This window comes from Amniculibacterium sp. G2-70 (assembly GCF_014353055.1).
GTDB lineage: Bacteria > Bacteroidota > Bacteroidia > Flavobacteriales > Weeksellaceae > Amniculibacterium > Amniculibacterium aquaticum.
Genome location: NZ_CP060698.1, coordinates 247,904 through 274,415, shown reverse-complemented (window position 1 = coordinate 274,415; position 26,512 = coordinate 247,904). Strand labels below are relative to the sequence as shown.

Below are 26,512 nucleotides of genomic sequence, written 5' to 3'. Positions count from 1 at the left end.
ATTATTCGTAAAATAATGAGAAATAAAACTGTTGTAGTATAGTTGTTTGTGAAAAATAATTAGAATCAACAGTTTTTTTTAATCTCAGCCTCAACCTTAACCTTAACCTTAACCTCAACCTTAAATGTCAGGATACAAAATACAAAGCAAACCCTTTATCGTTCCGACTACAGACGGTAAATTGATCGAAGAACATTGGGGAAATTCTACAAGAAACTCCAACATCTCTATTGCCAGAATGGTAGCTCCCGCATTGTGGTCAGAACCGGCTCAGACACCGGAGTTTGACGAGTTCACCTTAATTGTGAAAGGGAAAAAACAATTTGAAATTAACGGTCATGTTGTCGTTTTGGAAGCAGGGCAGAGCATCTTGGTAGAGAAAGGTGCAACGGTGAAGTACAGCAATCCTTTTGATGAACCTTGCGAATATGTTTCCGTTTGTTTACCTGCTTTTTCTTTGGACTTGGTGCATAGAGAAGGGTAGTTTTAAGGTAAAAAATTCTCTATTTTCTCTGCAAAAGCAATGATGTGTCCATCGCAATCGGCAAAGTAACAGGCACGGTCTCCCCAATCTCGGTCTTGGATTTCGCTTATCAGAATTGCTCCTAGATCCAGGGCATTATGAAATTCCACTTCAATATTTTCTACTAGAAAATAGAGTTCACATCGTGGTATTCCGTTTCCTAAACTGGGATGTTGTATTTTTTCGGATAGGATTTTTGCAATGGAATCGTTGGGCATAATTCCGAGTTTGAAATGATCCGAAAGGTTGAACTCTGTCATTCCAGGTACATTCAAATCAGGATTTTTCCTGAAGAGTTGGGTGTAAAAGTCCGTACTTTTCTGTTGGTCTTTTACATAGAGAATGGTTTCTATCGTTTTAATCTTCATCATAATGTCCAATTTATTTTAACTGCTGAGATCGTTTCTAGTTCAAGTCTTGTTTCCGTCAGGATTTTAAAATTATTTTTAACATAGAAATTCAACGGCGATTTGTACTTCTCACCATTGGTTTTGGTATAATTTTCAGAGTCAATTACCCATCCGTTTAGTATTTTTTCTTCAGATTTCAAGCGGTTTAGCAATTGGGTGCCTATCCCTTTTTTTTGAAGTTCAGAAGATACAATGATCGCAAACCATTTTTCATGCGCTCTGATAAAAGTAAAAGCCCAAGCCCTTATTTTATGATCTGAATTTAGCAAAATATAATGTTCAGGTTCTGTAAGGTTGTTCAGATAGTTTTCAAAATCGGTTAACGATTGGTATTTGAGATTTTCAGGATATTCATGATTCCATAAATTCAAAATTTCTAATTTTTGATTTATGCTTAAGTTATTTAATTTGTTAATTTTCATGGGCTAGTAGATTGGGTTCAAAAGTTATCTATCCCAAAAAAGGCAAAAATCGGTATTCATTGTTTTCCCAAACGGCAAATATGTGTTGCAGTCCGTTGCTCAGGATTATTTCTTGGGCTCCAATTACCGAATTGTATCGAGCAATTTGTTCAAAAGTTTTTTCCGTTAATTTTACTCCTGGAGCTTTGCATTCGATTAGGATTTTAGGCATCGTTTTTTCGGTTACTAAAAGGTCTATTCTTTTGGTAAGTCCATGAATTTCAATTTTTTTCTCCGCAATCAATGCCGATGTAGCATAGCCTTTTTCATTCAGAAAATACTGTATCCAATGTTGCCTTACCCATTCTTCCGGAGTGAGTAAAAGCCAAGATTTTCGTGGTAAATCATAAATAAAAAAATTATCTTTGTCTTTCTTGAACTTAAAATCGTAGGTTTTAGTAAAATTTAGCCTCGGCAATTCCATACTTTATGAAAGATTTAGATTTAATTCTCAAAAATATTAAAAATAAAGAACTTCAGCCGGTTTATTTTTTTCATGGCGAAGAAGCTTTTTATATCGATATGGCCGTAAAGTCTTTGGAAAACGATGTCCTGACCGAAGATGAAAAAGCCTTTAACCAAACCGTCGTGTACGGAAAAGATACCAACTATCTCGAAGTACTTTCGTTGGCGAGGCAGTTTCCGATGATGGGTGATAAAATGCTGATCATTGTCAAAGAAGCCCAAGATCTAAAGTTGGGTGAAGAGGAAACCAAAGCTTTAATAACCTATTTGGAAAATCCTGTGGAAACCACCATTTTGGTATTTGCCCATAAAAATAAGACTTTGGATGGTAAAAAAAGAAAACTGAACGAGGTTTTGAAATCCAAAAAATATGTATTTCTAAGCGAGAAAATGAGGGATTATGAAGTGCCCAAATTTATACAGCAACAAATACAAAAGCTGAAAATAAATGCAGCGCCGAATATCTCTTTTCTTTTGGCGGAATACTTAGGAACTGATCTTTCCAGGATACAAAATGAACTTTCTAAACTTCAGTTGATCCTTGCTGAAAATGAAGTTCTCAGTGAAAAATTGGTTGAAAAGCACATCGGAATTTCAAAAGAATTTAATGTTTTCGAATTGCAAAAAGCTGTTGGGCAAAAAGACAGAAACAAAGCCATGAAAATCGTATATTACATGGGGAAAAATCCTAAAAACAATCCCATTGTGATGACCATTGGCCGATTGTACGAATTTTTTACCAATGTTTTGCTCTATCAAACCATTTCGACTTTGCCACCAGCAGAAATTGCAAAGGAACTAAAAGTTCATCCGTTTTTTGTGAAAGATTATGCCGAAGCGGCTCGTTTTTATCCCATGAAACTGACCACTAAAATCATTTCTATTCTTAGGGAAACGGATCTCAAAAGCAAAGGATTGGGAGCCAACCAAACAGCAGATTCGGAATTGTTGACCGAGTTGGTCTATAAAATACTGAATGTACAAGCACTGAAAATTAAAACATAAAAGATGATCAATAAACTAAAAACTTTTTTATTCGACTCCAACAAAACCAGGTACGAAAAGCTGGTTAGAAGGAGGAAAAATAAGATAATTACCAAAAATTTAATCCGGGATTTTTTATTAATCGTCTTGGGTATTTTTTCGGCATCTTTTGGTTTCAAAGGATTCCTACTTACCAATAGACTTATTGATGGTGGAGCTACAGGGATATCTCTTCTTCTGACTTCGACCACAGGGTTGCCTTTGTATTTGTACATTATTTTGGTCAATGTCCCCTTTATTATTTTGGGTTTCAAAGTTTTGGGTAGGGATTTTGTTTTTAGAACCATTTTGGCGATTTTAGGTTTGGCTTTGGTATTGGCTTTCGTCGAATTTCCTAATGTTACCGACGAGAAAATATTGGTTCCTATTTTTGGCGGATTCTTTTTGGGAACAGGTGTAGGTTTAGCCATTAGGGGAGGAGCTGTTTTGGATGGTACGGAAATTTTGGCCATCTATCTCAGTAAAAAAATTGGATTTACCATCGGAGATATTGTTGTGATTATCAATGTGATGATTTTTTCAGTTGCTGCCTATTTGTTAGGGATAGAAGTGGCTCTTTATTCCATGCTGACCTATCTGGCTGCCTCCAAGTCCATCGATTATGTGGTGGAAGGTTTGGAAGAATATATCGGAGTAACCATAATTTCCAATAGAAACCCAGAAATAAAAACGATGATTGCCGATATCATGGGAAGAGGGTATACCGTATATCAAGGCAAAAAAGGCTTCGGAAAAAGAGGGGTGAATAACGATGTAGAAATTATCTATACCGTGATTACTCGTTTGGAAATGAGTAAGTTGAATTCTGAAATCGAAAAGATAACCTCCGATGCATTTGTCGTAATGTCCGGGGTGAAAGATACCCGTGGCGGAATGATTAAAGAAAGACGATTGAAATAAATGAATTGCTACAACATGTCTTTTTTTGTAAAAAGACACGGGTTCATTGATAAAATTCATCATTCAAAATGGATATTTCCCAAAATATTTTACGATTTTTGACCTCTAAATTTGAAAATATAAATTTTATAAAAAATATCAAACTTTTATGGAGCAAAATATACTCGATTGCGTAATCGTAGGATCCGGACCATCCGGTTATACCGCAGCAATATATGCAGCAAGAGCTGATCTGAAACCAGAATTGTACACAGGTCTAGAGCCTGGCGGACAGTTGACCACCACAACGGAAGTCGACAACTTCCCGGGCTATCCACAAGGAATTACAGGACCGGAAATGATGATGGATCTGCAAAAACAAGCTGAAAGATTTGATACCAAAGTTCATTACGAAATGATTACCAAAGCCGAGTTTTCTAAAGAAGTTGGGGGTATTCATAAATTATGGGCAGGAAATAAAGAAATACACGCCAAAACAGTAATCGTTTCTACAGGGGCTACAGCTCGTTATTTGGGCCTGGACGATGAAAAAAAATATTCAGGAGGTGGCGTTTCGGCCTGTGCCACTTGTGACGGTTTCTTTTACAGAGGCAAAGAAGTAATCGTAGTAGGTGCCGGTGATACCGCAGCCGAAGAAGCTACATATCTTGCAAATCTTTGCTCAAAAGTTACCATGTTGGTCAGAAAAGATCACTTCCGCGCATCCAAAGCAATGGTGCACCGTGTGGAAAATACGCCCAATATTGAGGTAAAATTTAACCACGAATTAATCGGAATTGAAGGCGAAAATTCTTTGGTTGAAAGGGCTGTTGTTATTAATAATCAGACGCAAGAAACCTCTAAAATTGATGTTCATGGTATTTTTATTGCCATTGGGCACAAACCGAATACTGAGGTTTTCCAAGGACAGATTAATTTGGACGAAAATGGATACATCATTACCGAAGGCAAGTCTTCTAAAACCAATTTGCCAGGAGTTTTTGCAGCAGGTGATGTTCAGGATCACATCTACAGACAAGCGATTACTGCGGCTGGATCCGGATGTATGGCAGCAATAGATGCCGAAAGATATCTAGGAGAATTAAAATAAATAATCATAATTTAGGGGTTGAATTTCAATCCCTATTTTTTTACTTTTTTATGCTGAAGAATTTATTCTATATTTTTATCGGTGGCGGAGTTGGGAGCATCTTTCGTTTCCTGATTTCTAATTATACCCAAAGGTTGTGGAACATCAATCTATTTCCGATGGGGACTTTTATGGTAAATATCTTGGGATGCTTTGCTATAGGCTTGCTTTCTGGTTATTTTTTGAAAGTGGATAATCAGCTAAAATTTTTACTGATCACTGGATTTTGTGGTGGCTTTACAACTTTTTCTACTTTTTCAGCAGAAATGTATTCTCTTTTTCAAAATCAAAACTTTGGAATCATGTTTCTTTATGCATTGTTAAGTATGCTTTTGGGCGGCTTGGCCGTTTGGTTGGGATTTCTAATCGTGTCAAAGTAAATTTTTAGTACTGAAAATAAGGTTCTTAAAAAAAAAGTTAAAAAAAGTTAAAAGAAAATTTGGTGGATATGCAAAGCCTTTCTATATTTGCACCACTGAAAACAACGAGATACTCGGAGTTTAAGGAGAGTTGGCAGAGTGGTCGATTGCGGCAGTCTTGAAAACTGTTGACTGTAACAGGTCCGGGGGTTCGAATCCCTCACTCTCCGCAAAAAAAGCTTTCAAGTCTGAAAGCTTTTTTTTTTACTATATTCCTAAAAATAAATCCCAATCTTACGATCGGGATTTATTTGTTTTTAAGCTTTGAAAAGCTTTCCTATAATTTCACCAATTTTATAATAATCGTCGTGGTTGCTAACGAATTTGTTTTCCGCAAAAGAGCTGTTGTCGTTGTACGGATAGATGAGAAGATAGTTTTTGTCCATCAGATATTGGTTCATCATTCTAGGGATATCGTTAACACTCGAAATGTACGATGCCGCTTTGCTTTGTTTCATAAAGGCTATGAATCCTTCATTATTGTTGATGTTTTGGATGATGTTTTCTATGGATTTCCAATCCTCTACAATCGTAAATTCACATTCGATATTTGATTTGTTTAGGATTTTTTTCAAAATCTCAGCTATTTTCTCTGTGGTGATAAAATTCATTTTACTTCCTGAGTTTTTAGCCATGTTCCACAGCCTTACCAATGCGTGGTAAAAACCACTGTCGTGTTGACTTTTTGGCGGGATAATAACCGCATATTTTTTGATCGTAGCCATGGGTTGTGCAGCATGATAAATGAAAATATTGGTGTTGTTTTCATTGATCTTACTGTTGTAAAGGTTGTAGATGAAAGTCGGAGAGAATCCTTTCTTGGTCTCCAGTCCAAAGATTACATCACTCACTTTTAGCTCTTTGATCACATTGTTAATGGCTTTCATCACTTCATTATCGTATCGTTTTAGCGATTGCATTTTGATGTCTGTAGAGGCGGCAATATTAACGGCTGAACCTAATATTTTATCCGATTTCTTCTCAGAACCTGCAGTTTCGCTATCGTTGATGATGTTTAATGCATGGACCTGGTCTATGTTTAATTTACTTTTCAATGCCAAGGCAAGATTGACCATAGGTTCTACAATCTCCTCTTGGTTTATCGGGAGTAGGATCGATTCTTCCAACTGATAGTCTTCGGTAAGACTTTCTTCACTGTCTTCCAAGACCAGTTTCTCACCGGTAGCTTGGGTTGAAAATGAGGAAAGGGTACAAGAAATTAAGATAAGTACAATGCTGCCATTAAGGACACTTTCATTCAATAAACGGATGGGTTCGCCCAATTCATTTTCCCCAATGATGATGTTATAACCCACCATAACCACAGCTAGGGTAGCGGCAGCATGAGAAACACTCAGACCAAAAATTAAATTCTTTTCTAGTTTTGTAAAATTAAATGTCTTTTGGGTAAAAGCAGCAGCAAGATACTTGGACAATACGGCTACTGAAGTCATTAGTACAATAACTTTGATGGTTTCAAAATCCTTTAAGAATACTTTGAAATCGATAAGCATCCCAACACTGATCAAGAAAAATGGGATGAAGATGGCATTTCCAACAAATTCTACTCTGTTCATCAATGCGGATGTATGCGGGATAAGCTTGTTGAGTGCTAATCCTGCGAAAAAGGCTCCAATAATGGCTTCTAATCCTGCGAGTTCAGCAAGCAGAGCCGCCAGGTAGATCATCACCAAAACAAAAATATATTGTGAAATTTTATCGTTTACTTTTTTGAAAAACCATCTGGAAATAATCGGAAATAAAAATAAAACGATTACGCTAAACAATGAAAAGGATATGATCAATTTGGTCCAAAATGCTGCATTTACTTCACCTTGAGTTATCCCAACTACGATGGCCAGGATCAGTAAGGCCAAGACATCGGTAATCATCGTACCGCCAACAACGATATTTACCACACGGTTTTTTACAAGACCCAGTTTGCCAATGATGGGATAGGAGATAAGGGTGTGGGTGGAAAAAATACTGGCGAAAATAAAAGACGAAAGCATGGTGAAACCCAATACAAAGTGTGCCAATAGAACTCCCAATATCAGTGGGATACTAAAGGTGTACAATCCAAAGGTTATGCTTTTCCATTTGTTTTTTTTGAAATCGCCCATGTCTATTTCCAATCCGGCTAAAAACATGATGTATAAAAGCCCGGTTGTCCCACTCACCACAATGCTGCTGTCTCTAGACAAAACATTGAATCCGTTGGGTCCAATGATGGCACCAGCGATGATAAGACCTAATAAATGTGGAACTTTTATTTTGTTGAGCAAAAGAGGAGCACTTAAGATAATGACCAAAACCAACAGGAATTTTAGGACGGGATCTTCTATTGGAAGGCTTAGGGAATTTATGCTAAGAAATATCATCGTAATTATTTTAATGAACGGTTGAGTTCTACATTAAATTTGGCATTGCATTGGTTATCCAAAGTCACCGTGGCAGTACCTTTTATTTTACTTTTACTGATATCGTTCAGTACCACATTTATTTTCATTCTTCTTTTTGCTGTAGAATCGGTGCTGTAGTCTAAAGTGATTTTTTGATCGTCGTACGAGGCATCAAAAAGTTTAGAGTTTTTGTTGTGTGTGGTTACAGCATACAACTTTAGCGAATCGCTTTTGAAATCCCAATTTTCTATACGGTTGTCGCCAATGGCATATTCTTGACAGTTGGACTCTTCACAAATGGATTTGGCAGTCCATTCTCCGGCAATGTTCTCCGGCCAAATTTTAACAGGAATCGAATCGTTTTTCGCAAAAATTGAATCCCTCATTTTTATTAAAGATTGGTATTCTGCTTCTTTTTGGTTCAGCAGATCTTCTCTTTTGTTAAGTTCGACTTCTCGGTCTTTCAGTTCTTGATCTTTTTCAGGGTTGGTACAAGAATAGAAAACTGCAGTGACCAAAAACAGTCTGAAAATAGGATTGATCTTCATTGTGTTGTATTATATGATTAATTAAAAACGAGCTTAAATCGGTTTGAAATATGTAAGCTTCTAAGGCTTATTTCAAATTTTGTGCATTTCAAAAATACATTATTTTTATTAATTGTTGTAAATATTAGGTTGCCAGAAGGTTAGGATGTTGGATTATAAAAGCAAGAAACCATCGAATGTTGAATAATATTTTGTACATAAAGAAGAAATTAATTCTCAGTAAAACCATTGTATATCAATAATAATGCTTAAATTTGCACCGCTTTTTGTGGGTAAGAATTGAAAAAGCAAAATACAACAAATAACAACTTCCGTATTTTTTAGTCCACAGATTATCAATTCATTAAGAAAGAAGGAATACAAATTTTTTATAAATTATGTCAAAAGAGACAAATTTAGCAGAGGTTTTATTAAACCAAAATGTAGCACCTGAACAATTCGACTGGGATTCTTTTGAGTCTGGTCTAGATGCTGAAGCAAGAAAAGAAAAATCGGATTTGGAAGAAATCTATAACGGATCTCTTAACAATCTAGATGACAATGATGTATTGGTAGGTAAAGTTGTTAGATTAACTGACAAAGAAGCTATCGTAGACATCAACTTCAAGTCTGAAGGTGTAATCTCTTTGAACGAATTCCGTTACAAACCAGACCTAAAAGTAGGTGATGATGTTGAAGTAATGGTGGACAGAAGAGAAGATAAGTCTGGACAATTACAACTTTCTCACAAAAAAGCGAGAACCCTAAAAGCTTGGGATAAAGTAAACGAACTTCACGAAACAGGAGAAGTAGTAAACGGATTTGTTAAATCCAGAACTAAAGGTGGTATGATCGTAGATGTACACGGTATCGAAGCGTTCTTGCCAGGTTCTCAAATCGATGTGAAGCCAATCAAAGATTACGATCAATTTGTTGGTAAAACCATGGAATTCAAAGTGGTTAAAATTAACCCTGAATTTAAAAATGTGGTTGTTTCTCACAAAGCGCTTATCGAAGCAGATATCGAAGATCAGAAAAAAGAAATCATCGCTCAATTGGAAAAAGGTCAAGTTCTTGAAGGAACCGTTAAGAACATCACTTCTTACGGTGTATTCATCGACCTTGGTGGCGTAGACGGATTGATCCACATTACCGATCTTTCTTGGTCTAGAGTAAACCACCCAAGCGAAATCCTAGAAGATGGACAAACTGTAAAAGTAGTTATCTTGGATTTCGACGACGAGAAAACAAGAATCCAATTGGGTATGAAGCAATTAGAAGCTCACCCTTGGGATGCGCTTTCTGCTGACTTGAAAGTTGGAGATAAAGTAAAAGGAAAAGTGGTAGTTCTTGCTGACTATGGTGCTTTCGTAGAAATCGCTCCAGGTGTAGAAGGTCTTATCCATGTTTCTGAAATGTCTTGGAGCACTCACTTGAGATCTGCAGGAGATTTCGTAAAAGTAGGCGACGAGGTAGAAGCTGTAGTTCTTACTTTGGATAGAGAAGAAAGAAAAATCTCTCTAGGTATGAAACAACTTTCTGAAGATCCTTGGAAAAACATCTCCGAAAAATATCCTTTGGGATCTCAGCATGTAGGTACTGTAAGAAACTTCACCAACTTCGGAGTATTCGTAGAGTTAGAAGAAGGTATCGACGGTCTTGTTTACATCTCTGACCTTTCTTGGACTAAGAAAATCAAGCACCCATCTGAGTTCTGTGCAGTAGGTGACAAATTGGATGTAGTTGTACTAGAATTGGATACTGAAGCAAGAAGAATCTCTTTAGGACACAAGCAATTGTCTGAAAATCCTTGGGATAAATTCGAAACCAAATATGCTGAAGGAACTGTACACAACGGTACTGCAGTAGATGTATTCGATAAAGGTGCTGCTGTACAATTCGAAGATGCTGAAGTAGAAGCTTTCTGCCCATCAAGATTGTTAGAAAAAGAAGACGGATCTAAAGTGAAAAAAGGTGAAGAAATCGCTTTCAAAGTAATCGAATTCAACAAAGAATTCAAGAGAGTAGTTGTTTCTCACACAGGTCTTTTCCGTGACGAAGAAAGAAAAAATGTTAAAGAAGCGAGCGCTGCTAAACCGGCTGCAACTTCTGGAGAGGAAAGAACAACTTTAGGAGACATCGACGCTCTAGCTGAGTTGAAAAAGAAAATGGAAGGAGGTAACTAATCCCAATTTCTTAACATAAATGAAGCCATCGAATTTTTCGATGGCTTTTTTGTTGTATCGTGTTTAAAGTATTGATGTTCAGTTTATAACAAATAAAATATAACATTTACTTTAGCTCCAGAAAGCTCCGTTTTTAATGCCTGCATCTTGTTATTTTTATCATCATTTTGAATTTTTAGCTTTCTAGAATTTCTAATTCTATCGTTTTAAAGGCTATTTCAAAACATTCAAAACTTTTTGCAAAGCTTCACCAGAATTGCTACCCTGGTAATTGTTGATGATGATGGAAAAAGTATATCCTTTGTGGATCCCGGCATAGGATTTCGTGTTTTTCATGGTACCGCTCTTCATTTTCATACCGTTGTCATGGGTAGAGAAGCCTTCAAAATAAGCATTGAACCACGGCTGTTTTTGACTGTATAAAAGTGCTTGAACTTCTGCTTTGGAACTCACATAATTCTGTGGCGAAAGTCCGGATCCATCGGCAAAATTGATGGATTTCTCATGAAGTCCTTTGGATTTCCAAAAGTCTTTCATGTAGTCCATTCCGGCTCTGAAGCTGCCTTCGCCTCGTTTTTCTTTGGCCAGTGTTTTTACTAAAGTCTCACCGTAGAGGTTCACGCTTTTTTTCATAAACCAATAGACTATTTTATCCAAAGTCGGTGATGCATAGGTGAAAAAAACATTCTCTTTTGGAAAAACTAAAGTCTTTTCTCCATCTATTCTCATCTGGCTAAGCGATTGTACATTTCCTTGGACTTCAATTCCATTTTCTTGTAAAAAATCTTTAATTTCTTGTGCAAAAGTCAGAGGCGGATTGGGCGTAGCTCCAGAAACGGTTATGCTTTTTCCGGGAAGCGATCCGTTGATATAAGCCACGGTAGAATGTGGCGCGGTAAATATTAGACTTTGATCGCTGCTACCCGCTGTTTTCAGATCGTTCACCCATTTTACCTTTGGCAATTCGATGTTGGTTTTTCTAATTTCCTTTCCAAACATATTGAGGTCAAATTGATTTTCTCTCCAATTGAATCCCCAAACTCCGGCACCGTAATAATTGCCCATATCGTCCCAAGGCCAACCTCCAGGAGTGGTTTGAAAATCAAAATAAGAATCGTCAACCACGATATTTCCAGATATTTTTGTAATATTTTTAGATTTTAAGGCCAAAAGTAATTTTGCTTTAAAATTCTCAGGCAAAAAACCATCGTATCTCCAACTGCCCAAAGTAGGATCGCCGGTGGAAGCCAACCAGAGATTCCCGTTAAGTTTTTGCTGATCAATGGACCCGGAAAAAGACGAAGTTGTAGTATAGGTATAGTCCGTTCCAAGACTTTCTAATGCACAAGCTGCTGTAAATATTTTTTGCGTAGAAGCTGTACTCAATCCGATATTGGGTTGGTATTCATATACCACTTTCCCTTGTGGATCAGCAACATATACAGACAGTTGTGCAGCATAGGCTGCCGGACTTTTCATCAACTCTTTTACAGCAATGTCCATTTTTTGTTGAATGTTTTGTGCAGAAAATAGAGCGCTTGTGGCAAAAAATATAAACAGAGTTTTCTTCATTTTAATGATTTAATCGGGAATCGAGTTTAACAAAAATAAGATTTATTCATTGATTTTTTCTTTAATCTGAAAAATAAAATCCGCCATTTCTGACGGATTTTTAGTGATAGTTGTTAATGCATGGCAGATCCAATGTCTATTTTTTCTTTGGATTTACTTTGCCTGATGAGCAACATGAACGGAATGCAAATCAGAAATAATATACCAAGATAGAGAAATACATCCATGTAAGAAAGTACAGCTGCTTGTTTCTGTATCGAGAATTGCAAGGCTTTGTACGCCGATTGCAACGCCACATCAGGGCTCATTCCTTTGGACATAAATCCGGATTTCATCTGCAGAATTCTTTGTTGTACATCCCAATCGTTCACATCCAAATGGTTGGCAAGATTGGCGCTGTATTTAGCACTTTGATTGGCTATAAAAGTGGTAATCAGAGCAATTCCAAAAGAACCTCCCAATTGTCGCATCATTCCTGTAAAAGCAGCTCCTTGTCCAATTTCTTTTCCTTTCAAGGTGCTTAGCGAAAGCGTGGTAATTGGGATGAAAAGTAAGCTGAGTCCCAAACCACGGACGATCAGCATCCAGAAAAAATCACCCTCGCCGGTATCTGGTGTCAGGAGTTTGTATCCCCAGAAACTGTATATAAAAAAAATAAAGAATCCTATAGAAACCAAATACTGTTGCTTGACTCCCTTAGAAATTAACTTACCAATAAAAGGCATCATAATGGCTGTGGCGATGGCAGAAGGAATCATAAGTGCACCCGCCTGTAGTGCTGTCCACCCCAAGACTCCTTGAGTATAAATTGGGATGATGAAAGTAGATCCGTACAAACCAAAACCAAGAATGAAAGACAAGACAGTACCTATTCTTAAATTTCCATTTTTCAGCACTCTGAGTTCTACAATGGGGTGAGCATAGGTGAGCTCTCGCCAAAGGAAAAGAACAAAACCTAAAACTGCGGTAGAGGTGAAAAATACAATACTATTGCTATCAAACCAATCGTCTTCATGACCTCTTTCCAAGATGTATTGTAGAGAACCTACAAAAACCGCAAGAAGAAAAATCCCAAGCCAATCGACTTCTTTGGTTGATTTTTTTTCTTCAAATTTCGGACTTCTTACAAACTGCAAGGTGAGAATTGTCGCAGCAATTCCTACCGGAATGTTGATGTAGAAAATATGAGGCCACGAAAAATTATCTACAATATAACCTCCCAATGGCGGCCCCAAAGTTGGACCAATAATAACTCCCAATCCGTAGATGGCCTGTGCCATACCCAATTTTTCTCGGGGATAAGATTCGGTAATGATGGTCTGTGAGGTTACCAATAAAGCTCCGCCGCCAATCCCTTGTAGTAGGCGGAAGAACACCAATTCCCAAATGCTTGTTGCATTGCCACAAAGAAATGAGAAAACGGTAAAAATAATGATGGATGCTGCAAAATAATTTCTCCTACCAAATTGTTGGGATAGCCAACTGGTCATGGGAACGATAATGACATTACCGATGGCATAAGCCGTAATGACCCAACCAATTTCCGACAACGAGGCGCCTAAATTTCCTTTCATTTCGTTCAGGGCAACATTTACAATGGTGGTGTCCACAATCTCCAGCAATGCACAGAGAATAGCGGTTATGGTAATGATGACCCTTCGGAAACCGTATTCGACTAAACTGTCTTGTTCCATGTTGTTGAATGCTGATTATTTGTAAAATGCAACTTCTGCAGTAACATTCATCCCGGCTCGTAGTTTTTTAGCCGTATTTTTATCTAAATTTTTAAAATCAATTCGTACAGGTACTCTTTGTACTACTTTTACAAAGTTACCACTGGCATTATCCGGAGGTAAAATCGAGAATGAAGAGCCTGTTGCTGGGGATAGTGATGTAATTTCGCCCTCCAATTTCAGATCCGGGAAAGCATCTACCGTGATGTTTGCTTTTTGTCCAGCCTGCATTTTTGTCAATTGAGTTTCTTTGAAATTGGCAATGACCCAAATGCTATTGTCCCTTACCAAGCTGAAAAGCTGCGCACCTGCTTGTACAAATTGTCCATTTTGTGTGGGTACTTTGGCAACAAAACCATCTTCTGGAGCCGTAATAACCGTGTAGGAAAGGTTAAGTTTGGCATTTTCTAAATCTACTTTTCGTTGATTGGCCATGGCTTTTGCCGATCCAATTTGTTGCTGAGAAACCTGTGTCTGTGCCGATGCCGTATGAGTCTGTTGCTCTGCTTGTTTTTTTTGTTCAACCAAAATTTTCAATTGCTTATCGGCTGTTTGTTTTGCCGCCAAGACTTGTTCGTATTGTTGTTGGGTGATGGAGTGATCTTTTATTAAATTCTCATATCTTTTCAGATCCTGACTGGTCTTCCAAACATTGACTTTTGCAGCATCTATTTGGGCATTCATCGTGGCTACAGCTGCATCAGCCGTGTGGATGTTTTCGGATGTAGCATTTGAGCTTATTTCGGAAACAGCAATGTTAGAATTGGCTGTTTGCAAGGCTGCTTCAGCTTGTTGAACCAGTATTTTTTGATCTCTATTGTCCAAAATAACCAAAGTATCGCCCTTTTTTACAAACTGATTGTCATGAACTTTAACAGCAGACACATATCCGGAAATCCTAGAAATTACGGGAGCCATATTGCTCGCCAATTGGGCATCATCGGTTTTTTCATGTTTCTGACCGTATTGATATTCTTTGTATCCATATATCCCACCACCAAGGATTAATGTTCCAAGAATTATTGGAAAGACGATGGATTTTTTCTTTGGTTCTTTATTTTTATTGTTTTTCATTGTTTCTTTTAATTTTGTTGAAGTTTTTTTTAAGCCTGAACTTATTTACTAATCAGTATCCCTGAAGTTTGTTCTAACTTTTTAAAGGCCAATACGGCATCTGCTTTTGCATTGGTCAGGTTGACATGAGCTGTAATTTGTTGAGCATCGGCTTCCAAAAGATTGGTGATGGTTTCTAATCCGTTGTCGAATTTGTTTTTGGTAATTCTGAAATTTTCATTGGCTTGTTCCAGAGATTTTTCTAACAAACCTATTTTGCTGTTGGCCAATTGATAGTTTTTGTAATCTCTGTGGATTTCCAACTTTATCTGGTCCAAAATCAATTGCTGGTTGGCATCTAATTTCTGAATTTGAGCTTCGGCTTTTAGCAGATCCGTATTTTTTTTCCAAATGTTTGATAAGTTGTACTGTACACCAATCCCGATGTTGGCAGCATTGTACAGAGTCATAATTTTCGGAACTTCAGCAGCAACATACCCTGCAGTTAGGGCTATTTGAGGGAGGTTTTCGGACTTTGCGGCTTTTATACTTTGCTTTGCAGCTTTTTGTTGGTAATCATTCACCTGAAGATCTTTTCTGTTTTCCATGGCTTGTTGCATGTAAAAATCTTGATTTTCTACGGCAAGTACAGACGAAATGTATTGAGAGTCGAGGCTCAGTTGTGTATTTTCCGGCAATCCCAATAACAAGTCCATATTGATCATGGCTATTTCAAAATTATTCTCTGCTTCCAACAATTTCAGTTCGATGTCAGCAGTTTGCAAATTGGCTTTCAAACGATCGTTTCTGGCGATTACTCCATTATTTTCAAGATTTAGAAAAGTTTTGTCCCTTTCTTGTGCTGCTTTCAGATTTTCTTTTAAAATTTTTATGACCTGTTCGGATTTATACAGATTGTTGTAGGCTTGTGCTACGGTGTAGGCAATGGACAATTTGTTGTTTTCCGCTGACAGTTTTGAGGCTTCCAAAAGATATTGTGCAGATTGTATCCCATAATTTATCCTTCCTCCGGAATAAAGTGGTAAGGAAAAATTTGCCGAACCAAAATAGGCTGTACTGGGTGTTACTACATGGTTTCCGTTGTTGGAAGGTGGTAAAATTTTGATTTCGGCTTTCGCGTTGGCCAATGCCAATGCCGATCCGGAGATCTTAAAATCGGGCAAACGATGATTTTTACTGTTAATGACTTGTGCCATCGCTTCGTCAATTTTCGCTTGATCTATTTTTAGATACTTAGAGTTTTGGATTCCAAGATCCATGGCTTCATCCAAATTGAGCAAAGTTCGATCTTGTGCCCAAGCAATCGTACCGATAAGCGACATCAGTAAACACGCGACTCGAATAGAGTTTTTATTCATAACCTAATAAGTATTTCAATATTTCTTTTAAGTGTACTTCCAAATTTTGGAAATATTCCGATTCATATTTTTCATCGCCTTGAAGAAATTCTTTGTAAAATGGAAAAGAATTCATGGCGGTGAATAAAGTCCCGGAAATGGTCGAATGCAAGAATTCGACCTTTGGTTTTTGTTTAAAAATCCCCGTCTCTTGGCCTTCCAATACAATTTTTTTGTAAGTATTTAGATATTTCATCTTCGATTCTTTGATGAATTGAACGATGGAAGGATTTTTTAAATTAATTTGTTCTCTTTGAAGGATGAGATAAAAATCCTTTAGATTTTTTACCCTTTCGATGTATCGACTAATCAATAAATCAATTTTTTGCCAAGCATTGATGTCTGTTCTTTCATAAACCAAGGTAGAGTATTCCAAACCTTGCCCCATTCGGTATTCGAAAATGTGTTCTAATAATTTTTCTTTAGATCCGAAATAATAAGAAATCATGGAAATGTTAACCTCTGCATTTTTGGCTATCTCCCGAGTTGAAGTTCCATCAAACCCTTTTTCAGCAAAGAGTTTTTCGGCATGTAGCATGATGTTTTCCTCCTTGGTAATCATTCTTGTATAATTTTGAGAATGCAAATTTACTTCATTTCAAGAAAAAATCAATCGATTGATTGATTTTTTTTCTAATGAAAATTTTTCATGAAAAAGTTGGACAAAAAAACTCCAAGCACATAAGTGCTTGGAGCGTATTGTAAAGCAGTTTGTTTTATAAATGAAATTTCAATTCAGAAATGGGATCCAACTCGTAAGGTTCTTTGTAAGGCTGAAAAATTCGAGTTTGTTCGGTTCCTTCAACAAAAATATGTTCACCAATTCTTCGTATCCAATTGCCTTCTCTTAGTCCGACCACCACAATATTATTTTGAGTTAGAAATTCTTTGATTCGAGTTTCTCGGGTCTCGCCGTTGTGTTTTAAGTCCGGATGAGGATCCAAATAATGCGGGTTGATGTTGAAGGGTACCAAGCCCATACAGGTAAAACTTTCTGGATATACAATGGGCATATCGTTGGTCGTTTTCATGTTGATGCCTCCAATGTTGCTTCCGGCACTGGTTCCCAAATATGGTTTGCCTGCCGTTACATTGTCTTTTAGGACAAACATTAGGTTTTCTTCATGTAAAGATTTTACCAAAAGAAAAGTATTGCCACCACCGGTAAAATAGCCTTTGGCATTGTTAATGGCGTCTATTTTATTTTCATACTCATGCAATCCGCTTACTTTAATGTTGATCGTTTTAAAGAAGTCTTTCACCATTGCAGTATAGTCTTCATGCGAAATCCCACCAGGTCTGGCAAAAGGGATGAAAAGAATTTCATCAATACCCTGATAGAGATTGACGATGGACTCTTTCAAATAGTCTAAGTATTTTCCACCAAAAAGGGTAGAAGTAGAAGCTAAAATTACATTCATAATACCGTTTTTTTTAACGATTTAAAGAGGGCTTACCAACTGCAAAAACCATTCTTTTACATCGCCTTCCAGATGTTTACCCAATTTTTCTTCACAAGTTTTGTGATACGCATTCAGCCATTCAATTTCTTCTGCAGAAAGCAATTCTTTAACAATGGTTTCTTTGAAGAAAGGACAGAAAGTTAGGGTTTCAAACTCATAAAAATCTCCAAATTCAGTGGTTTCAGAAAATTTTACCGCAACCAAGTTTTCATGACGAATTCCGTACATGTTTTCGAGATAGAAACCGGGCTCATTACTAACTACCATTCCGGGTAATAGTTCTTGAGGATTCATATCTTTTCGGATATTCTGTGGTCCTTCGTGTACATTCATAAAGCTGCCAACTCCGTGACCTGTCCCGTGGTTATAGTCTTTTCCGTGCATCCAAAGCGGCATTCTTGCAACGGCATCCAACTGAACGCCTCGGGTACCTTTTGGAAATTTTACCATGGAAAGTCGGATCATGCCTTGCAATACCAATGTAGAGTCTATTTTGAATTGCTGACTGGTTTCGCCCAAAGGCAATGTACGGGTAATGTCTGTGGTACCTTCCAGATATTGACCTCCAGAATCAACCAAAATACTTCCGGAATTGGTGACTTCTTTACTGCCTACTTCTTTTGCAGAATAGTGACAAATGGCATCGTTACCGGCATAGCCGACAATGCTACCAAAACTTTCGCCCACAAAATTTTCCGATGCGGCACGGAATGTTCTTAGTTTTTTGCCGATGGAATATTCGGTCATGGCTTCTTTTCCGGCAGTATGGGTTAGCCAATACAAGAATTTTACCATGGCAACGCCGTCTCGTTCCATTACGGTGCGGAAACCTTGCAACTCGGCCGTATTTTTCTGTGCTTTCATCAAATTTCCCGGTGCAGCAGCTTTTACAAAAGTATTGTTGTTGGCCAAAGCATCGTACACCGATTGGTTGGTGTTGGGAGAGATGAGTATGTTTTGATTTTTAACCAAAGCCAATTCCTTCAAAAAATCTTCGTACGGAAGTACAGAAACTCCAGCTTTTTGCATGGATTCCTGAGCATTTGCATTTAATTTTTTGGTGTCCACAAAAAGTTTTGCATCGTTCAGAGACAATAAAATATAACCTAAAAATACGGGATTGCAATCTACATCGCTACCTCTGAGGTTCAGGGTCCAAGCGACATCGTCCAAACTGGAAATGATGTGAGTGCTGGTACCCAAAGTTTGCATTTTTTCGCGAATGGCTTGTAGTTTTTCCTCTACCGATTTTCCTGCTCTTTCTGTAGGATGGGTATAAATTGGATTTTGAGAAGCTTGTGGTTTGTCGGTCCAAATTTCCTGAATGAGTGCCTGATTTACCAAAGAAATTCCTTTTGGATTCAGCTTTTCTTCCAGAGCTTCCCAGTTGATGTTGGAAGTGGCCAAAGCATTTACCGCTACTTTTCCGTTGGCTGGGATTTGGGAAATAATCCAATCGATGTAGTTTGGAGTTCCTTCGACACCGTCTTTCATCAGGTCAATTCCTGAGCTTTGAAGTTCTATTGGGGCTTGTACGAAATACCTTCCGTCGGTCCATAGAGCAGCTTTATTCTTTAAGATTACAACAAATCCTGCAGAGCCGGTAAATCCGGAAATCCACGCTCTTTCTTGCCATTCTTCAGGTAGATATTCGCTCATGTGAGGGTCTGCAGAGTACACGATATACGCATCAATATTGTTTTCTTGCATTTTTACTCGCAAAGCAGATATTCTTTCTTGTATGTTCATTTTTGTTTATTTTTTGAAGAGGTAAATTTATAAATAATGTCCCAATTTATGAGCTTGAAATTGATATTTAATGTTAATCGTTATTTCCATTTTTTTCTTTTGAAGTAGATGAAGGTAACGATGACGATGAGCGCCATGAGTCCCAAAGTAAAATAATACCCAAACTGGGTTTGCAGTTCCGGCATATTTTCAAAGTTCATACCATAAATTCCTGCGATGAATGTGATGGGCAAAAAATAAACCGAATACATAGCCAACATCTTCATGACCTGATTGGCTTTTTGGTCGGAAAGTGCCAAATACATGGAAATAAGATGCGTGATTTGAGCATTGAGATGGTCGAATTTGTTATTCACATCCTTGTATTTGTCCATGAGGTCAATAAATTGTGTTTCGCTGATGTTTATTTTCTTCATGTTGTTTACCCAATCCGATGAGATGTTTAGCAATCGTACATTGAGACCGGTTTTTCTTTTCAGTTTATAAAGTCGTTTTACAATATTGCCGTTGTTATTGTTGTTCAGGAAGATTTCGTTTTCGATACGGTCGATATCGTCTTGTATAACTTTACTTTCATCATCATAAGAGTTGAGAATTTTTTTAGCCAAATGCAGGACAACAAATTCTTTGGTGATGTTGCTTTTTTTACTTTCAATTTCTTTTTCTAATTCTAAGATGCTGTTGTTTTTTATCCTATGAATGGTAATAACCGTGCTTCCCAAGATGTAAATACCCAATTTTGTCGAGATGTCGCTCATGGTATTTAGTCCGGTTCTTTCCTGTTTGGTGTTTTCACGAGTGAGATAGAATTGTATGCCCGAATGTTCTTCGTATTTTGGAAGGTGGTTGGCATCCAACATGTCTTCCATAAGCAGCATATCTATGGAATAATTTTGCTGAAGCACTTTAAAATCATCAATGTTTGGACCTTCGCAATCCAACCATTCGCAAAATTCGTTTTTGAAAATCGTTCTAATTGGCATTATTTCTATTGTTTATACTGTTTTTTGTACAATTTGAATCAAAAATATGAATAATAATCAAAAAAAATCCGTCTTTTTCGAAAAAAAGACGGATTGATTTATTGTGTTAAAGGTCAATTACCATTCACCTCTATTCCCACGGTTTTCTCTGTAACCGCCACCACGATTTCCAAAACCTCTTGGTTTTTCTTCTCTTGGTTTAGCTTCAGAAATGTTCATGGTTCTTTGCTTATAATCTGTTTGGTTTAACCCTTCGATAGCAGCTCTTGCTTCATCGTCGTTTGGCATTTCAACAAAACCGAAACCACGGCTTCTACCGGTTTCTTTGTCGGTAATGATTTTTGCGGAATCAACAGTTCCGTAGTTTTCGAAAAGAGCTTGTAGCTCGGACTCAACAGCTGTGTAGTTGAGATTAGAAATAAAAATGTTCATAAAAATTGATATTAATTATTCAGAAGTAACTAACAAGGACTTGAACATTGATAATTCTGCTTCTAAAATTTTGTGCAAGGTACATTAATTTTATAAAATAATAAATTTTTTTTTGTTTTTTTTGAAAAATTTTATTTTAAAACCTTTTCTGGTGCTTTTTGAACAAATTTTACAAAATATTTTTTACTATTTATTAAGATTTAAAAATTCATTTTTTCAACAAAATACTATCTTTGTAAAAAATCAACTATATCAATGCTAGTAATCGGAATTGCCGGAGGAACCGGAAGTGGGAAAACCACCGTAGTGAACAAAATTTTGCAACAACTAAATGCAGAAGGGGTAAATGTGCTTTCTCAGGACAATTACTATCACGATAACCAACATCTTTCATTAACAGAAAGAGAAGCGTTGAACTACGACCATCCCAAATCCATCGATTTTGATTTGCTCTTAAAGCATGTAAAAGCCTTGAAAAATAAACAAAGTATAGAGCAACCCATCTACAGTTTTGTGACCCATTCTCGTACCGGAGACCATGTCCTGGTAGAACCTAAAAATGTGCTGATTGTAGAAGGAATTTTGGTGTTGACACATACAGAATTGTTGAAGGAATACGATCTGAAAGTTTTTGTACATGCCGATTCAGACGAAAGATTGATCCGTAGGATCCGAAGAGATACCCAAGACAGAGGTCGAGATCTAAGCGAAGTTCTGCACCGTTATCAAACGACTCTGAAACCGATGCACCAAGAATTTATTGAGCCTTCAAAAAATGAAGCCGATCTTATCGTTCCGAATATGAGGCAGAATTCCGTAGCCATCGATTTTCTAACAACTGTCATTAATAACACCCTCAAAAAACCACATTGATGAAACCGGATTTGATAAAAAAAATTGAACCCAAATCGGAAAAAGTTCGATTTGTCCGAAAATGGGTTCTTAACAAATACACCCTTACCATTTTTGTATTTTTGGTTTGGATGGTTTTCTTTGATAATACTTCTTTCTTGGTAATAAACGATCTGAACAAAGAAATCAATCGCTATGAAGAACAATTGCAATATTATAAATCCGAATACGAAAAAAACGATAATTATTATAAAAAACTAATGAACAATAAGGACGAAAAACAAAAATTCGCCAGAGAAAATTATTTCATGAAGAAACCCAATGAGGAAATCTTTATCATCGTTGCTGACAGTTCAAAAATTAATTCTAAAAAACAATAGACGAAACCAATAATTCGTCTGAAAAAATATAAAAGTATGTTTCAAAAAATAGCTTTGTCCGATTGGGAAAATCTTGTAAAAAAGCAATTGAAAACCGATGATATCTACACTGTTTTATCCAAAGAAAATCTTGAAGGTATCGAGGTGAGTCCGTATTACGATCAAGCAGATTCTCCATTGGTTAACCTGCCTAAAATAGAGGAAAGCACACAATTGGTGTCCGATTATCTAGAAGACACTGAAGACGAAATTTTTGCCTATGTCCTTCGTCAGAATGTTGAATATCTTACTGAAAAATCTCTGTATTTAGAGAATAAAGAATTGGCGGATCATATAAAAATGGACGACAGCAATTTCTACTATTCGTTGGTAGATGTTATCGATGAAAACTCAGCAAGCATCAATGAAAACTTGGCTAAAGAATTGCTTTCAAAATCTTTTGAAAGAAGCCTTTGTGTAGATGTTTCTAAATTGCAAAACGCCGGAGCCTCTATCGTGCAGCAATTGGCTTATGCACTGGCGAAAACCAAAGAGTTGGTCGAGAAGTTTGGAGTTGAAGTTTTGGATCAAGTCATCATAAAAATGGCTGTTGGTGCCAATTATTTCTTTGAAATCGCCAAGATTAGAGCCATGAAAATCCTTTTCTATCAATTGTCAAAAGATTTGGGACAGCCTAGTATTCCGTATATTTTTACAGAATCTTCACTGAGAAACAAAACCAAAACCGATGAAGAGAATAATCTCATCCGTTCGACCTTAGAATTGGCTGCAGCCATGGTAGGCGGATCGGATGCCGTGTACAGCCATAATTATAAAATTGAAAATCCTACGGTTCTTTCAGGCGAAATCTCGTTCAAACAACAGATTGTTTTGGCTTACGAAAGCATCATCAATGTTTTCGAAGATGCCGGAAATGGAAGTTACTACATCGAAAATTTGACCCAACAATTTGCAGGAAAATCTTGGGATCTATTGGTAGAAGTTGAAGAAAAAGGCGGTTATCTGGAATTGTTGAAACAAAAAGAAATTCAGAATGCTATTTATAATCAGGCGATTGAAGAACAAAATTGGGTTGCCGGAGGAAAGATAAAACTGATTGGGGTCAATCTTTATCCAAAATTAGAACCTACAAAATCACCTGCAGATTTGTACGATGAAACGGTAGTAAAAGCAGTGCGTTGGTCTGAAATGTATGAATAAAAACCTCTTAAATAAAGAAGTTCAGGAGTTTATCCAAAAAAATACAAACGGAGATTTCCATCAAATGCTTTTGAGGAAAACTCCGTTTTCTTCTGTATCCATGCAAGAGTTGGTGCAACAGATGAAAGCCAGAAAAACGGCTGAAAAAAAATTTCCTTTTCTGATAAAAGAAGGCATTATTTTTCCGCCACAGCTCAATATGGAGCAAACCAGCTCTCAAAGTACGGCGGTTTACAAAGCTCAGTTGGTATCCGGAAATTCCATGATCGATCTTACTTCGGGCTTTGGAATTGATGCATGGTTTCTTTCAGAAAATTTTAAAGAAATTACTCTGCTCGAGCAAAATGCCGACCTGCTGGAAATGGTTGAACACAATTGGAATGTCCTTCAAAAAAAAGCTCGTTTTGTATCGGATAAGTTGGAAGATTTTTTGAAAAGCAATACAGAAAATTTTGACCTGATCTATCTGGATCCCGCAAGGAGGGACGAAAATAAAAACAAAGTTTTTTTGTTGGAAGATTTATCACCCAACCTCTTACAAATTCAGGACGAATTGTTGAGCAAAGCACCATTGGTTGTGGTGAAGTTATCGCCATTGATCGACTTGACCTATTTGGCTTCAGTGGTCAAAAATCTTTGTGAAATCCATATTGTTGCGGTAAAAAATGAGGTGAAAGAAATCGTCTTGCTCATCCGACAAAAGAGTGCGGAAAGGATAAAAATAAAAACCGTAAATCTTGAAAGTACCGAAAGCAATTCCGAGTTTTTTATGGATGAAATTCATACTGCTCATGCTACTTTTTCAGAACCTAAAAAATACATGTACCTTCCCAACAATGCCTTGTTGAAGTCCGGTGCTTTCAGTTGGATATCCGAGCATTTTCAGTTGGACAAGCTGCATCCAAACACCCATATTTATACTTCTGATGCACGATTGGTAACCTTTCCCGGTAGAATTTTAGAAATGGAGGTGATGGATCCTAAAATTTTGAAAAAAGGGGAGCAGTACAACATCGTGTCCAAAAATTATCCATTGAAACCGGAAGAAATTAAAAAGAAATACAAACTAAAAGATGGTGGTTTGTCCTATCTAATTTTTACCCAAAGCCAAAAGGGAAAGTTGGTTTTAAGGTCGGTTTCATAAGCTGAAAATCAAAGTTTCAAGGGGTGCATCCAATTGCTTTTTGATGTTAAAAATCATTTAGGTCAAAAATATCCTAAAAGTTTTTGCCACGAGAGCAATATTTATTATTTTTGGAAAATTAAAATTTTAGGTCGTTCAAATTTCAGTTTAAAACGGAAAGCATTGACTTAAAATGAATTAAAAAATATAAAATAATTATCTATAATATGAAAAAACTAGTTTTTGGAATCGCGGTTTTGGGATTGGCAGTAAGCTGTAAGAAAATTCCTGCGGGTGGAAATCATGGAGTACTTCAAAAAGATGCTTCAATAGAGCATTATAGCGATATCGAACAAGAAGTGAAAAGCGAAACTCCAGCAGCTAAACCTGAAGTAAAAGCTGGAAACGATTCTCTTTCTACATTGGAGGCACCGGCAGAAACCATCAAAGCTCCTGCAGGAACTACGGAGGTGAAAACTGAGGAGAAAAAAGAAAAATAACAGCCAACTGTTGAAAGTAACGGCTGTAGAAAATATTTGAACCCTTGTTGGGTAAATTATATCCTTCATCTGAAGGATATTTTTTTAGTTTTATAGCAAATAAAAAATATTAATATTAAAAAATCTAAATCAATGCAACAAACACTTCAATACATAGAAGAAAATAAAGAGCGATTTGTTCAGGAACTTTTCGAATTGTTAAGAATACCTTCCATTTCAGCAGATTCTGCATACAAAAACGATGTTTTAAAATGTGCCGACTGGGTAGCCAGTTCACTTAAAAATGCAGGTGCAGACCATGTAGAAGTTTGCCAAACCAAAGGATATCCCATCGTGTACGGAGATAAGCTTATCGATAAAAACTTACCCACCGTTCTGGTTTATGGACACTATGATGTACAACCACCGGATCCGTTGGAATTGTGGACAAAACCTCCATTTGAACCCTATATTGAAAAAACGGAACTCCATCCCGAAGGAGCAATTTTTGCAAGAGGTTCTGCTGATGACAAAGGTCAGTTTTTTATGCACTTGAAAGCTTTCGAAGCCATGATGCATACCAATTCTTTACCTTGCAATGTTAAATTTATTTTGGAAGGAGAAGAAGAAGTGGGATCCATGAGTTTGGGCGATTTTGTGAACGAAAACAAAGAAAAGCTGGCTTGCGATTGCATCTTGATTTCCGATACTCATATCTATTCTAACGAGCAACCAACAGTAACTACAGGACTTAGAGGACTTAGTTATGTAGAAGTCGCTGTGGAAGGTCCCAACAGAGATCTGCATTCCGGGTTGTACGGTGGTGCAGTTCCTAACCCCATCCATGTGTTGAGCAGGATGATTGCGAAATTAATTGACCAAGATGGACGAATCACCATTGACGGTTTTTATGATAATGTATACGAACTTTCTTCTGAAGAAAGGGCTGAAATGAATAAGCTAAAGGACAATCCTGAAGAGTTTAAAAAATCCATAGGTCTCAACGGGATCGAAGGTGAAAAAGGATACACCACATTGGAAAGAACAGCCATTCGCCCGACATTGGATTGCAACGGTATGTGGGGAGGGTACACCGGTGAAGGTGCCAAAACCGTTATCCCAAGCAAGGCATTTGCAAAAATTTCCATGCGATTGGTTCCTTACCAAACTCCGGAAGAAATTACCGAAAAATTCACAAAATATTTCCATAAAATAGCTCCGGAAAATGTAAAAGTTACCGTTACCCCACACCACGGAGGGATGCCTTATGTGTTGCCGAGCGATACCAAGGAGTTTTTAGCAGCAAAAAAGGCCATGGAATCCGCTTTTGGAAAAGAAGTTTTGCCGTACAGAGGTGGAGGATCCATCCCCATTACAGCGATGTTTGAACAAGTATTAGGTGCAAAATCGGTGTTGATGGGCTTTGGTCTGGATTCAGATGCCATCCATTCGCCAAACGAACATTATGGATTGTTTAATTTCTACAAAGGAATAGAAAGCATTCCGTTATTCTTTGAAAATTACACAAAATAGTTAAAGTATTACCGATAAGTTATATTTTTTTTGCACAATAAAAAATATAACTTATCTTTACCCCAATTAAAATTTA

Annotated in this window: 26 protein-coding genes and 1 tRNA gene; 13 read left to right on the top strand and 14 right to left on the bottom strand. The window is 37.1% G+C overall.

Translation table 11 applies throughout. The features are described 5' to 3' along the window. Positions 1-124: 124 nt before the first annotated feature. Positions 125-484 (top strand): cupin domain-containing protein, encoded by a 360-nt coding sequence (locus H9Q20_RS01185; protein WP_124642989.1) that lies wholly within the window; start codon positions 125-127, stop codon positions 482-484. A 2-nt stretch (positions 485-486) separates the two neighbouring features. Here H9Q20_RS01185 and H9Q20_RS01180 read toward each other — a convergent pair whose 3' ends face one another. From H9Q20_RS01180 to H9Q20_RS01170, 3 genes are read right to left on the bottom strand one after another with little or no spacing between them, the layout of a single operon-like run. Then, positions 487-894 (bottom strand): VOC family protein, encoded by a 408-nt coding sequence (locus tag H9Q20_RS01180; RefSeq protein WP_124642990.1) that lies wholly within the window; start codon positions 892-894, stop codon positions 487-489. Then, on the bottom strand, positions 891-1,355 hold the full coding sequence (locus H9Q20_RS01175) for a GNAT family N-acetyltransferase (protein ID WP_124642991.1): 465 nt from the start codon (positions 1,353-1,355) through the stop codon (positions 891-893). Before H9Q20_RS01175 ends, H9Q20_RS01180 begins: the two co-directional genes overlap by 4 nt. Positions 1,356-1,383: 28 nt before the next feature. Next, complete coding sequence (locus H9Q20_RS01170) at positions 1,384-1,818, bottom strand: type I restriction enzyme HsdR N-terminal domain-containing protein (protein WP_124642992.1); 435 nt, start codon at positions 1,816-1,818, stop codon at positions 1,384-1,386. 5 nt (positions 1,819-1,823) lie between these two features. Here H9Q20_RS01170 and holA point away from each other — a divergent pair, with 5 nt between their 5' ends. The 5 genes from holA to H9Q20_RS01145 all read left to right on the top strand — a co-directional run bounded on the left by holA (position 1,824) and on the right by H9Q20_RS01145 (position 5,521). Then, a complete protein-coding gene (gene holA, locus H9Q20_RS01165) occupies positions 1,824-2,864 on the top strand; it encodes a DNA polymerase III subunit delta (RefSeq protein ID WP_124642993.1) in 1,041 nt (346 codons plus the stop codon). A 3-nt stretch (positions 2,865-2,867) separates the two neighbouring features. Further along, entirely contained in the window at positions 2,868-3,803 is a 936-nt protein-coding gene (locus H9Q20_RS01160) for a YitT family protein (RefSeq protein ID WP_124642995.1), read from the top strand. 148 nt (positions 3,804-3,951) lie between these two features. Beyond that, positions 3,952-4,893, top strand: coding sequence for a thioredoxin-disulfide reductase (gene trxB, locus H9Q20_RS01155; RefSeq protein WP_124642997.1), 942 nt, complete (start codon positions 3,952-3,954; stop codon positions 4,891-4,893). A 50-nt stretch (positions 4,894-4,943) separates the two neighbouring features. Then, the gene (gene crcB / locus H9Q20_RS01150; protein WP_164472041.1) at positions 4,944-5,312 is read left to right on the top strand and encodes a fluoride efflux transporter CrcB; all 369 of its coding nucleotides are present in this window, start codon (positions 4,944-4,946) and stop codon (positions 5,310-5,312) included. 124 nt (positions 5,313-5,436) lie between these two features. Further along, a tRNA-Ser gene (locus tag H9Q20_RS01145) sits at positions 5,437-5,521 on the top strand. Between the two features lie 87 nt (positions 5,522-5,608). On the opposite strand, the gene H9Q20_RS01140 is transcribed toward H9Q20_RS01145, so the two are convergent. After that, entirely contained in the window at positions 5,609-7,732 is a 2,124-nt protein-coding gene (locus H9Q20_RS01140; RefSeq protein ID WP_187478090.1) for a cation:proton antiporter, read from the bottom strand. Between the two features lie 5 nt (positions 7,733-7,737). Further along, positions 7,738-8,301, bottom strand: coding sequence for a hypothetical protein (locus H9Q20_RS01135; protein WP_124641751.1), 564 nt, complete (start codon positions 8,299-8,301; stop codon positions 7,738-7,740). A 377-nt stretch (positions 8,302-8,678) separates the two neighbouring features. On the opposite strand from H9Q20_RS01135, the gene rpsA reads away from it, so the two are divergent. Continuing rightward, a complete protein-coding gene (rpsA, locus tag H9Q20_RS01130) occupies positions 8,679-10,466 on the top strand; it encodes a 30S ribosomal protein S1 (RefSeq protein WP_124641749.1) in 1,788 nt (595 codons plus the stop codon). Positions 10,467-10,679: 213 nt separating this feature from the next. Here the strand turns inward: rpsA and dacB are convergent, their stop codons facing one another. The 9 genes from dacB to H9Q20_RS01085 all read right to left on the bottom strand — a co-directional run bounded on the left by dacB (position 10,680) and on the right by H9Q20_RS01085 (position 20,869). Continuing rightward, the gene (gene dacB, locus H9Q20_RS01125; protein WP_124641747.1) at positions 10,680-12,038 is read right to left on the bottom strand and encodes a D-alanyl-D-alanine carboxypeptidase/D-alanyl-D-alanine-endopeptidase; all 1,359 of its coding nucleotides are present in this window, start codon (positions 12,036-12,038) and stop codon (positions 10,680-10,682) included. A 113-nt stretch (positions 12,039-12,151) separates the two neighbouring features. Next, positions 12,152-13,732, bottom strand: coding sequence for a DHA2 family efflux MFS transporter permease subunit (locus H9Q20_RS01120; RefSeq protein ID WP_187478089.1), 1,581 nt, complete (start codon positions 13,730-13,732; stop codon positions 12,152-12,154). 15 nt (positions 13,733-13,747) lie between these two features. Beyond that, positions 13,748-14,845, bottom strand: a complete 1,098-nt coding sequence (locus H9Q20_RS01115; protein ID WP_124641742.1) for an HlyD family secretion protein — start codon at positions 14,843-14,845, stop codon at positions 13,748-13,750. 41 nt (positions 14,846-14,886) lie between these two features. Further along, positions 14,887-16,203, bottom strand: coding sequence for a TolC family protein (locus tag H9Q20_RS01110; RefSeq protein ID WP_124641740.1), 1,317 nt, complete (start codon positions 16,201-16,203; stop codon positions 14,887-14,889). Beyond that, on the bottom strand, positions 16,196-16,804 hold the full coding sequence (locus H9Q20_RS01105; protein ID WP_124641738.1) for a TetR/AcrR family transcriptional regulator: 609 nt from the start codon (positions 16,802-16,804) through the stop codon (positions 16,196-16,198). Before H9Q20_RS01105 ends, H9Q20_RS01110 begins: the two co-directional genes overlap by 8 nt. Before the next feature lie 154 nt (positions 16,805-16,958). After that, a complete protein-coding gene (gene pepE, locus H9Q20_RS01100) occupies positions 16,959-17,663 on the bottom strand; it encodes a dipeptidase PepE (RefSeq protein WP_124641736.1) in 705 nt (234 codons plus the stop codon). A 21-nt stretch (positions 17,664-17,684) separates the two neighbouring features. Further along, entirely contained in the window at positions 17,685-19,454 is a 1,770-nt protein-coding gene (locus H9Q20_RS01095) for an aminopeptidase P family protein (protein WP_187478088.1), read from the bottom strand. A gap of 80 nt (positions 19,455-19,534) precedes the next feature. Further along, entirely contained in the window at positions 19,535-20,437 is a 903-nt protein-coding gene (locus H9Q20_RS01090) for a CorA family divalent cation transporter (protein WP_124641732.1), read from the bottom strand. Positions 20,438-20,554: 117 nt separating this feature from the next. Continuing rightward, positions 20,555-20,869, bottom strand: coding sequence for an RNA recognition motif domain-containing protein (locus H9Q20_RS01085; protein ID WP_124641730.1), 315 nt, complete (start codon positions 20,867-20,869; stop codon positions 20,555-20,557). A 255-nt stretch (positions 20,870-21,124) separates the two neighbouring features. Between H9Q20_RS01085 and udk the strand changes: the two genes are divergently transcribed. The 6 genes from udk to H9Q20_RS01055 all read left to right on the top strand — a co-directional run bounded on the left by udk (position 21,125) and on the right by H9Q20_RS01055 (position 26,436). After that, positions 21,125-21,742: a uridine kinase gene (gene udk, locus H9Q20_RS01080; protein WP_124641728.1), complete on the top strand. Its 618-nt coding sequence runs from the start codon at positions 21,125-21,127 to the stop codon at positions 21,740-21,742. Beyond that, on the top strand, positions 21,742-22,101 hold the full coding sequence (locus H9Q20_RS01075; protein WP_124641726.1) for an FtsB family cell division protein: 360 nt from the start codon (positions 21,742-21,744) through the stop codon (positions 22,099-22,101). The genes udk and H9Q20_RS01075 overlap by 1 nt, the downstream gene beginning before the upstream one ends. A gap of 36 nt (positions 22,102-22,137) precedes the next feature. After that, entirely contained in the window at positions 22,138-23,301 is a 1,164-nt protein-coding gene (locus H9Q20_RS01070; RefSeq protein WP_187478087.1) for a methylmalonyl-CoA mutase family protein, read from the top strand. Beyond that, positions 23,294-24,445, top strand: coding sequence for a class I SAM-dependent methyltransferase (locus H9Q20_RS01065; RefSeq protein WP_187478086.1), 1,152 nt, complete (start codon positions 23,294-23,296; stop codon positions 24,443-24,445). The genes H9Q20_RS01070 and H9Q20_RS01065 overlap by 8 nt, the downstream gene beginning before the upstream one ends. A 206-nt stretch (positions 24,446-24,651) precedes the next feature. After that, complete coding sequence (locus H9Q20_RS01060; RefSeq protein WP_124641722.1) at positions 24,652-24,924, top strand: hypothetical protein; 273 nt, start codon at positions 24,652-24,654, stop codon at positions 24,922-24,924. A 132-nt stretch (positions 24,925-25,056) separates the two neighbouring features. Then, the gene (locus H9Q20_RS01055; RefSeq protein WP_124641719.1) at positions 25,057-26,436 is read left to right on the top strand and encodes a dipeptidase; all 1,380 of its coding nucleotides are present in this window, start codon (positions 25,057-25,059) and stop codon (positions 26,434-26,436) included. Positions 26,437-26,512 lie beyond the last annotated feature (76 nt).

Excerpts from the sequence above, each read along its gene's own strand:
- H9Q20_RS01185 (WP_124642989.1), top strand. The coding sequence starts at position 125 with ATGTCAGGATACAAAATACAAAGCAAACCCTTTATCGTTCCGACTACA.
- H9Q20_RS01180 (WP_124642990.1), bottom strand. The coding sequence starts at position 894 with ATGATGAAGATTAAAACGATAGAAACCATTCTCTATGTAAAAGACCAA.
- H9Q20_RS01175 (WP_124642991.1), bottom strand. The coding sequence starts at position 1,355 with ATGAAAATTAACAAATTAAATAACTTAAGCATAAATCAAAAATTAGAA.
- H9Q20_RS01170 (WP_124642992.1), bottom strand. The coding sequence starts at position 1,818 with ATGGAATTGCCGAGGCTAAATTTTACTAAAACCTACGATTTTAAGTTC.
- holA (WP_124642993.1), top strand. The coding sequence starts at position 1,824 with ATGAAAGATTTAGATTTAATTCTCAAAAATATTAAAAATAAAGAACTT.
- H9Q20_RS01160 (WP_124642995.1), top strand. The coding sequence starts at position 2,868 with ATGATCAATAAACTAAAAACTTTTTTATTCGACTCCAACAAAACCAGG.
- trxB (WP_124642997.1), top strand. The coding sequence starts at position 3,952 with ATGGAGCAAAATATACTCGATTGCGTAATCGTAGGATCCGGACCATCC.
- crcB (WP_164472041.1), top strand. The coding sequence starts at position 4,944 with ATGCTGAAGAATTTATTCTATATTTTTATCGGTGGCGGAGTTGGGAGC.
- H9Q20_RS01140 (WP_187478090.1), bottom strand. The coding sequence starts at position 7,732 with ATGATATTTCTTAGCATAAATTCCCTAAGCCTTCCAATAGAAGATCCC.
- H9Q20_RS01135 (WP_124641751.1), bottom strand. The coding sequence starts at position 8,301 with ATGAAGATCAATCCTATTTTCAGACTGTTTTTGGTCACTGCAGTTTTC.
- rpsA (WP_124641749.1), top strand. The coding sequence starts at position 8,679 with ATGTCAAAAGAGACAAATTTAGCAGAGGTTTTATTAAACCAAAATGTA.
- dacB (WP_124641747.1), bottom strand. The coding sequence starts at position 12,038 with ATGAAGAAAACTCTGTTTATATTTTTTGCCACAAGCGCTCTATTTTCT.
- H9Q20_RS01120 (WP_187478089.1), bottom strand. The coding sequence starts at position 13,732 with ATGGAACAAGACAGTTTAGTCGAATACGGTTTCCGAAGGGTCATCATT.
- H9Q20_RS01115 (WP_124641742.1), bottom strand. The coding sequence starts at position 14,845 with ATGAAAAACAATAAAAATAAAGAACCAAAGAAAAAATCCATCGTCTTT.
- H9Q20_RS01110 (WP_124641740.1), bottom strand. The coding sequence starts at position 16,203 with ATGAATAAAAACTCTATTCGAGTCGCGTGTTTACTGATGTCGCTTATC.
- H9Q20_RS01105 (WP_124641738.1), bottom strand. The coding sequence starts at position 16,804 with ATGATTACCAAGGAGGAAAACATCATGCTACATGCCGAAAAACTCTTT.
- pepE (WP_124641736.1), bottom strand. The coding sequence starts at position 17,663 with ATGAATGTAATTTTAGCTTCTACTTCTACCCTTTTTGGTGGAAAATAC.
- H9Q20_RS01095 (WP_187478088.1), bottom strand. The coding sequence starts at position 19,454 with ATGAACATACAAGAAAGAATATCTGCTTTGCGAGTAAAAATGCAAGAA.
- H9Q20_RS01090 (WP_124641732.1), bottom strand. The coding sequence starts at position 20,437 with ATGCCAATTAGAACGATTTTCAAAAACGAATTTTGCGAATGGTTGGAT.
- H9Q20_RS01085 (WP_124641730.1), bottom strand. The coding sequence starts at position 20,869 with ATGAACATTTTTATTTCTAATCTCAACTACACAGCTGTTGAGTCCGAG.
- udk (WP_124641728.1), top strand. The coding sequence starts at position 21,125 with ATGCTAGTAATCGGAATTGCCGGAGGAACCGGAAGTGGGAAAACCACC.
- H9Q20_RS01075 (WP_124641726.1), top strand. The coding sequence starts at position 21,742 with ATGAAACCGGATTTGATAAAAAAAATTGAACCCAAATCGGAAAAAGTT.
- H9Q20_RS01070 (WP_187478087.1), top strand. The coding sequence starts at position 22,138 with ATGTTTCAAAAAATAGCTTTGTCCGATTGGGAAAATCTTGTAAAAAAG.
- H9Q20_RS01065 (WP_187478086.1), top strand. The coding sequence starts at position 23,294 with ATGAATAAAAACCTCTTAAATAAAGAAGTTCAGGAGTTTATCCAAAAA.
- H9Q20_RS01060 (WP_124641722.1), top strand. The coding sequence starts at position 24,652 with ATGAAAAAACTAGTTTTTGGAATCGCGGTTTTGGGATTGGCAGTAAGC.
- H9Q20_RS01055 (WP_124641719.1), top strand. The coding sequence starts at position 25,057 with ATGCAACAAACACTTCAATACATAGAAGAAAATAAAGAGCGATTTGTT.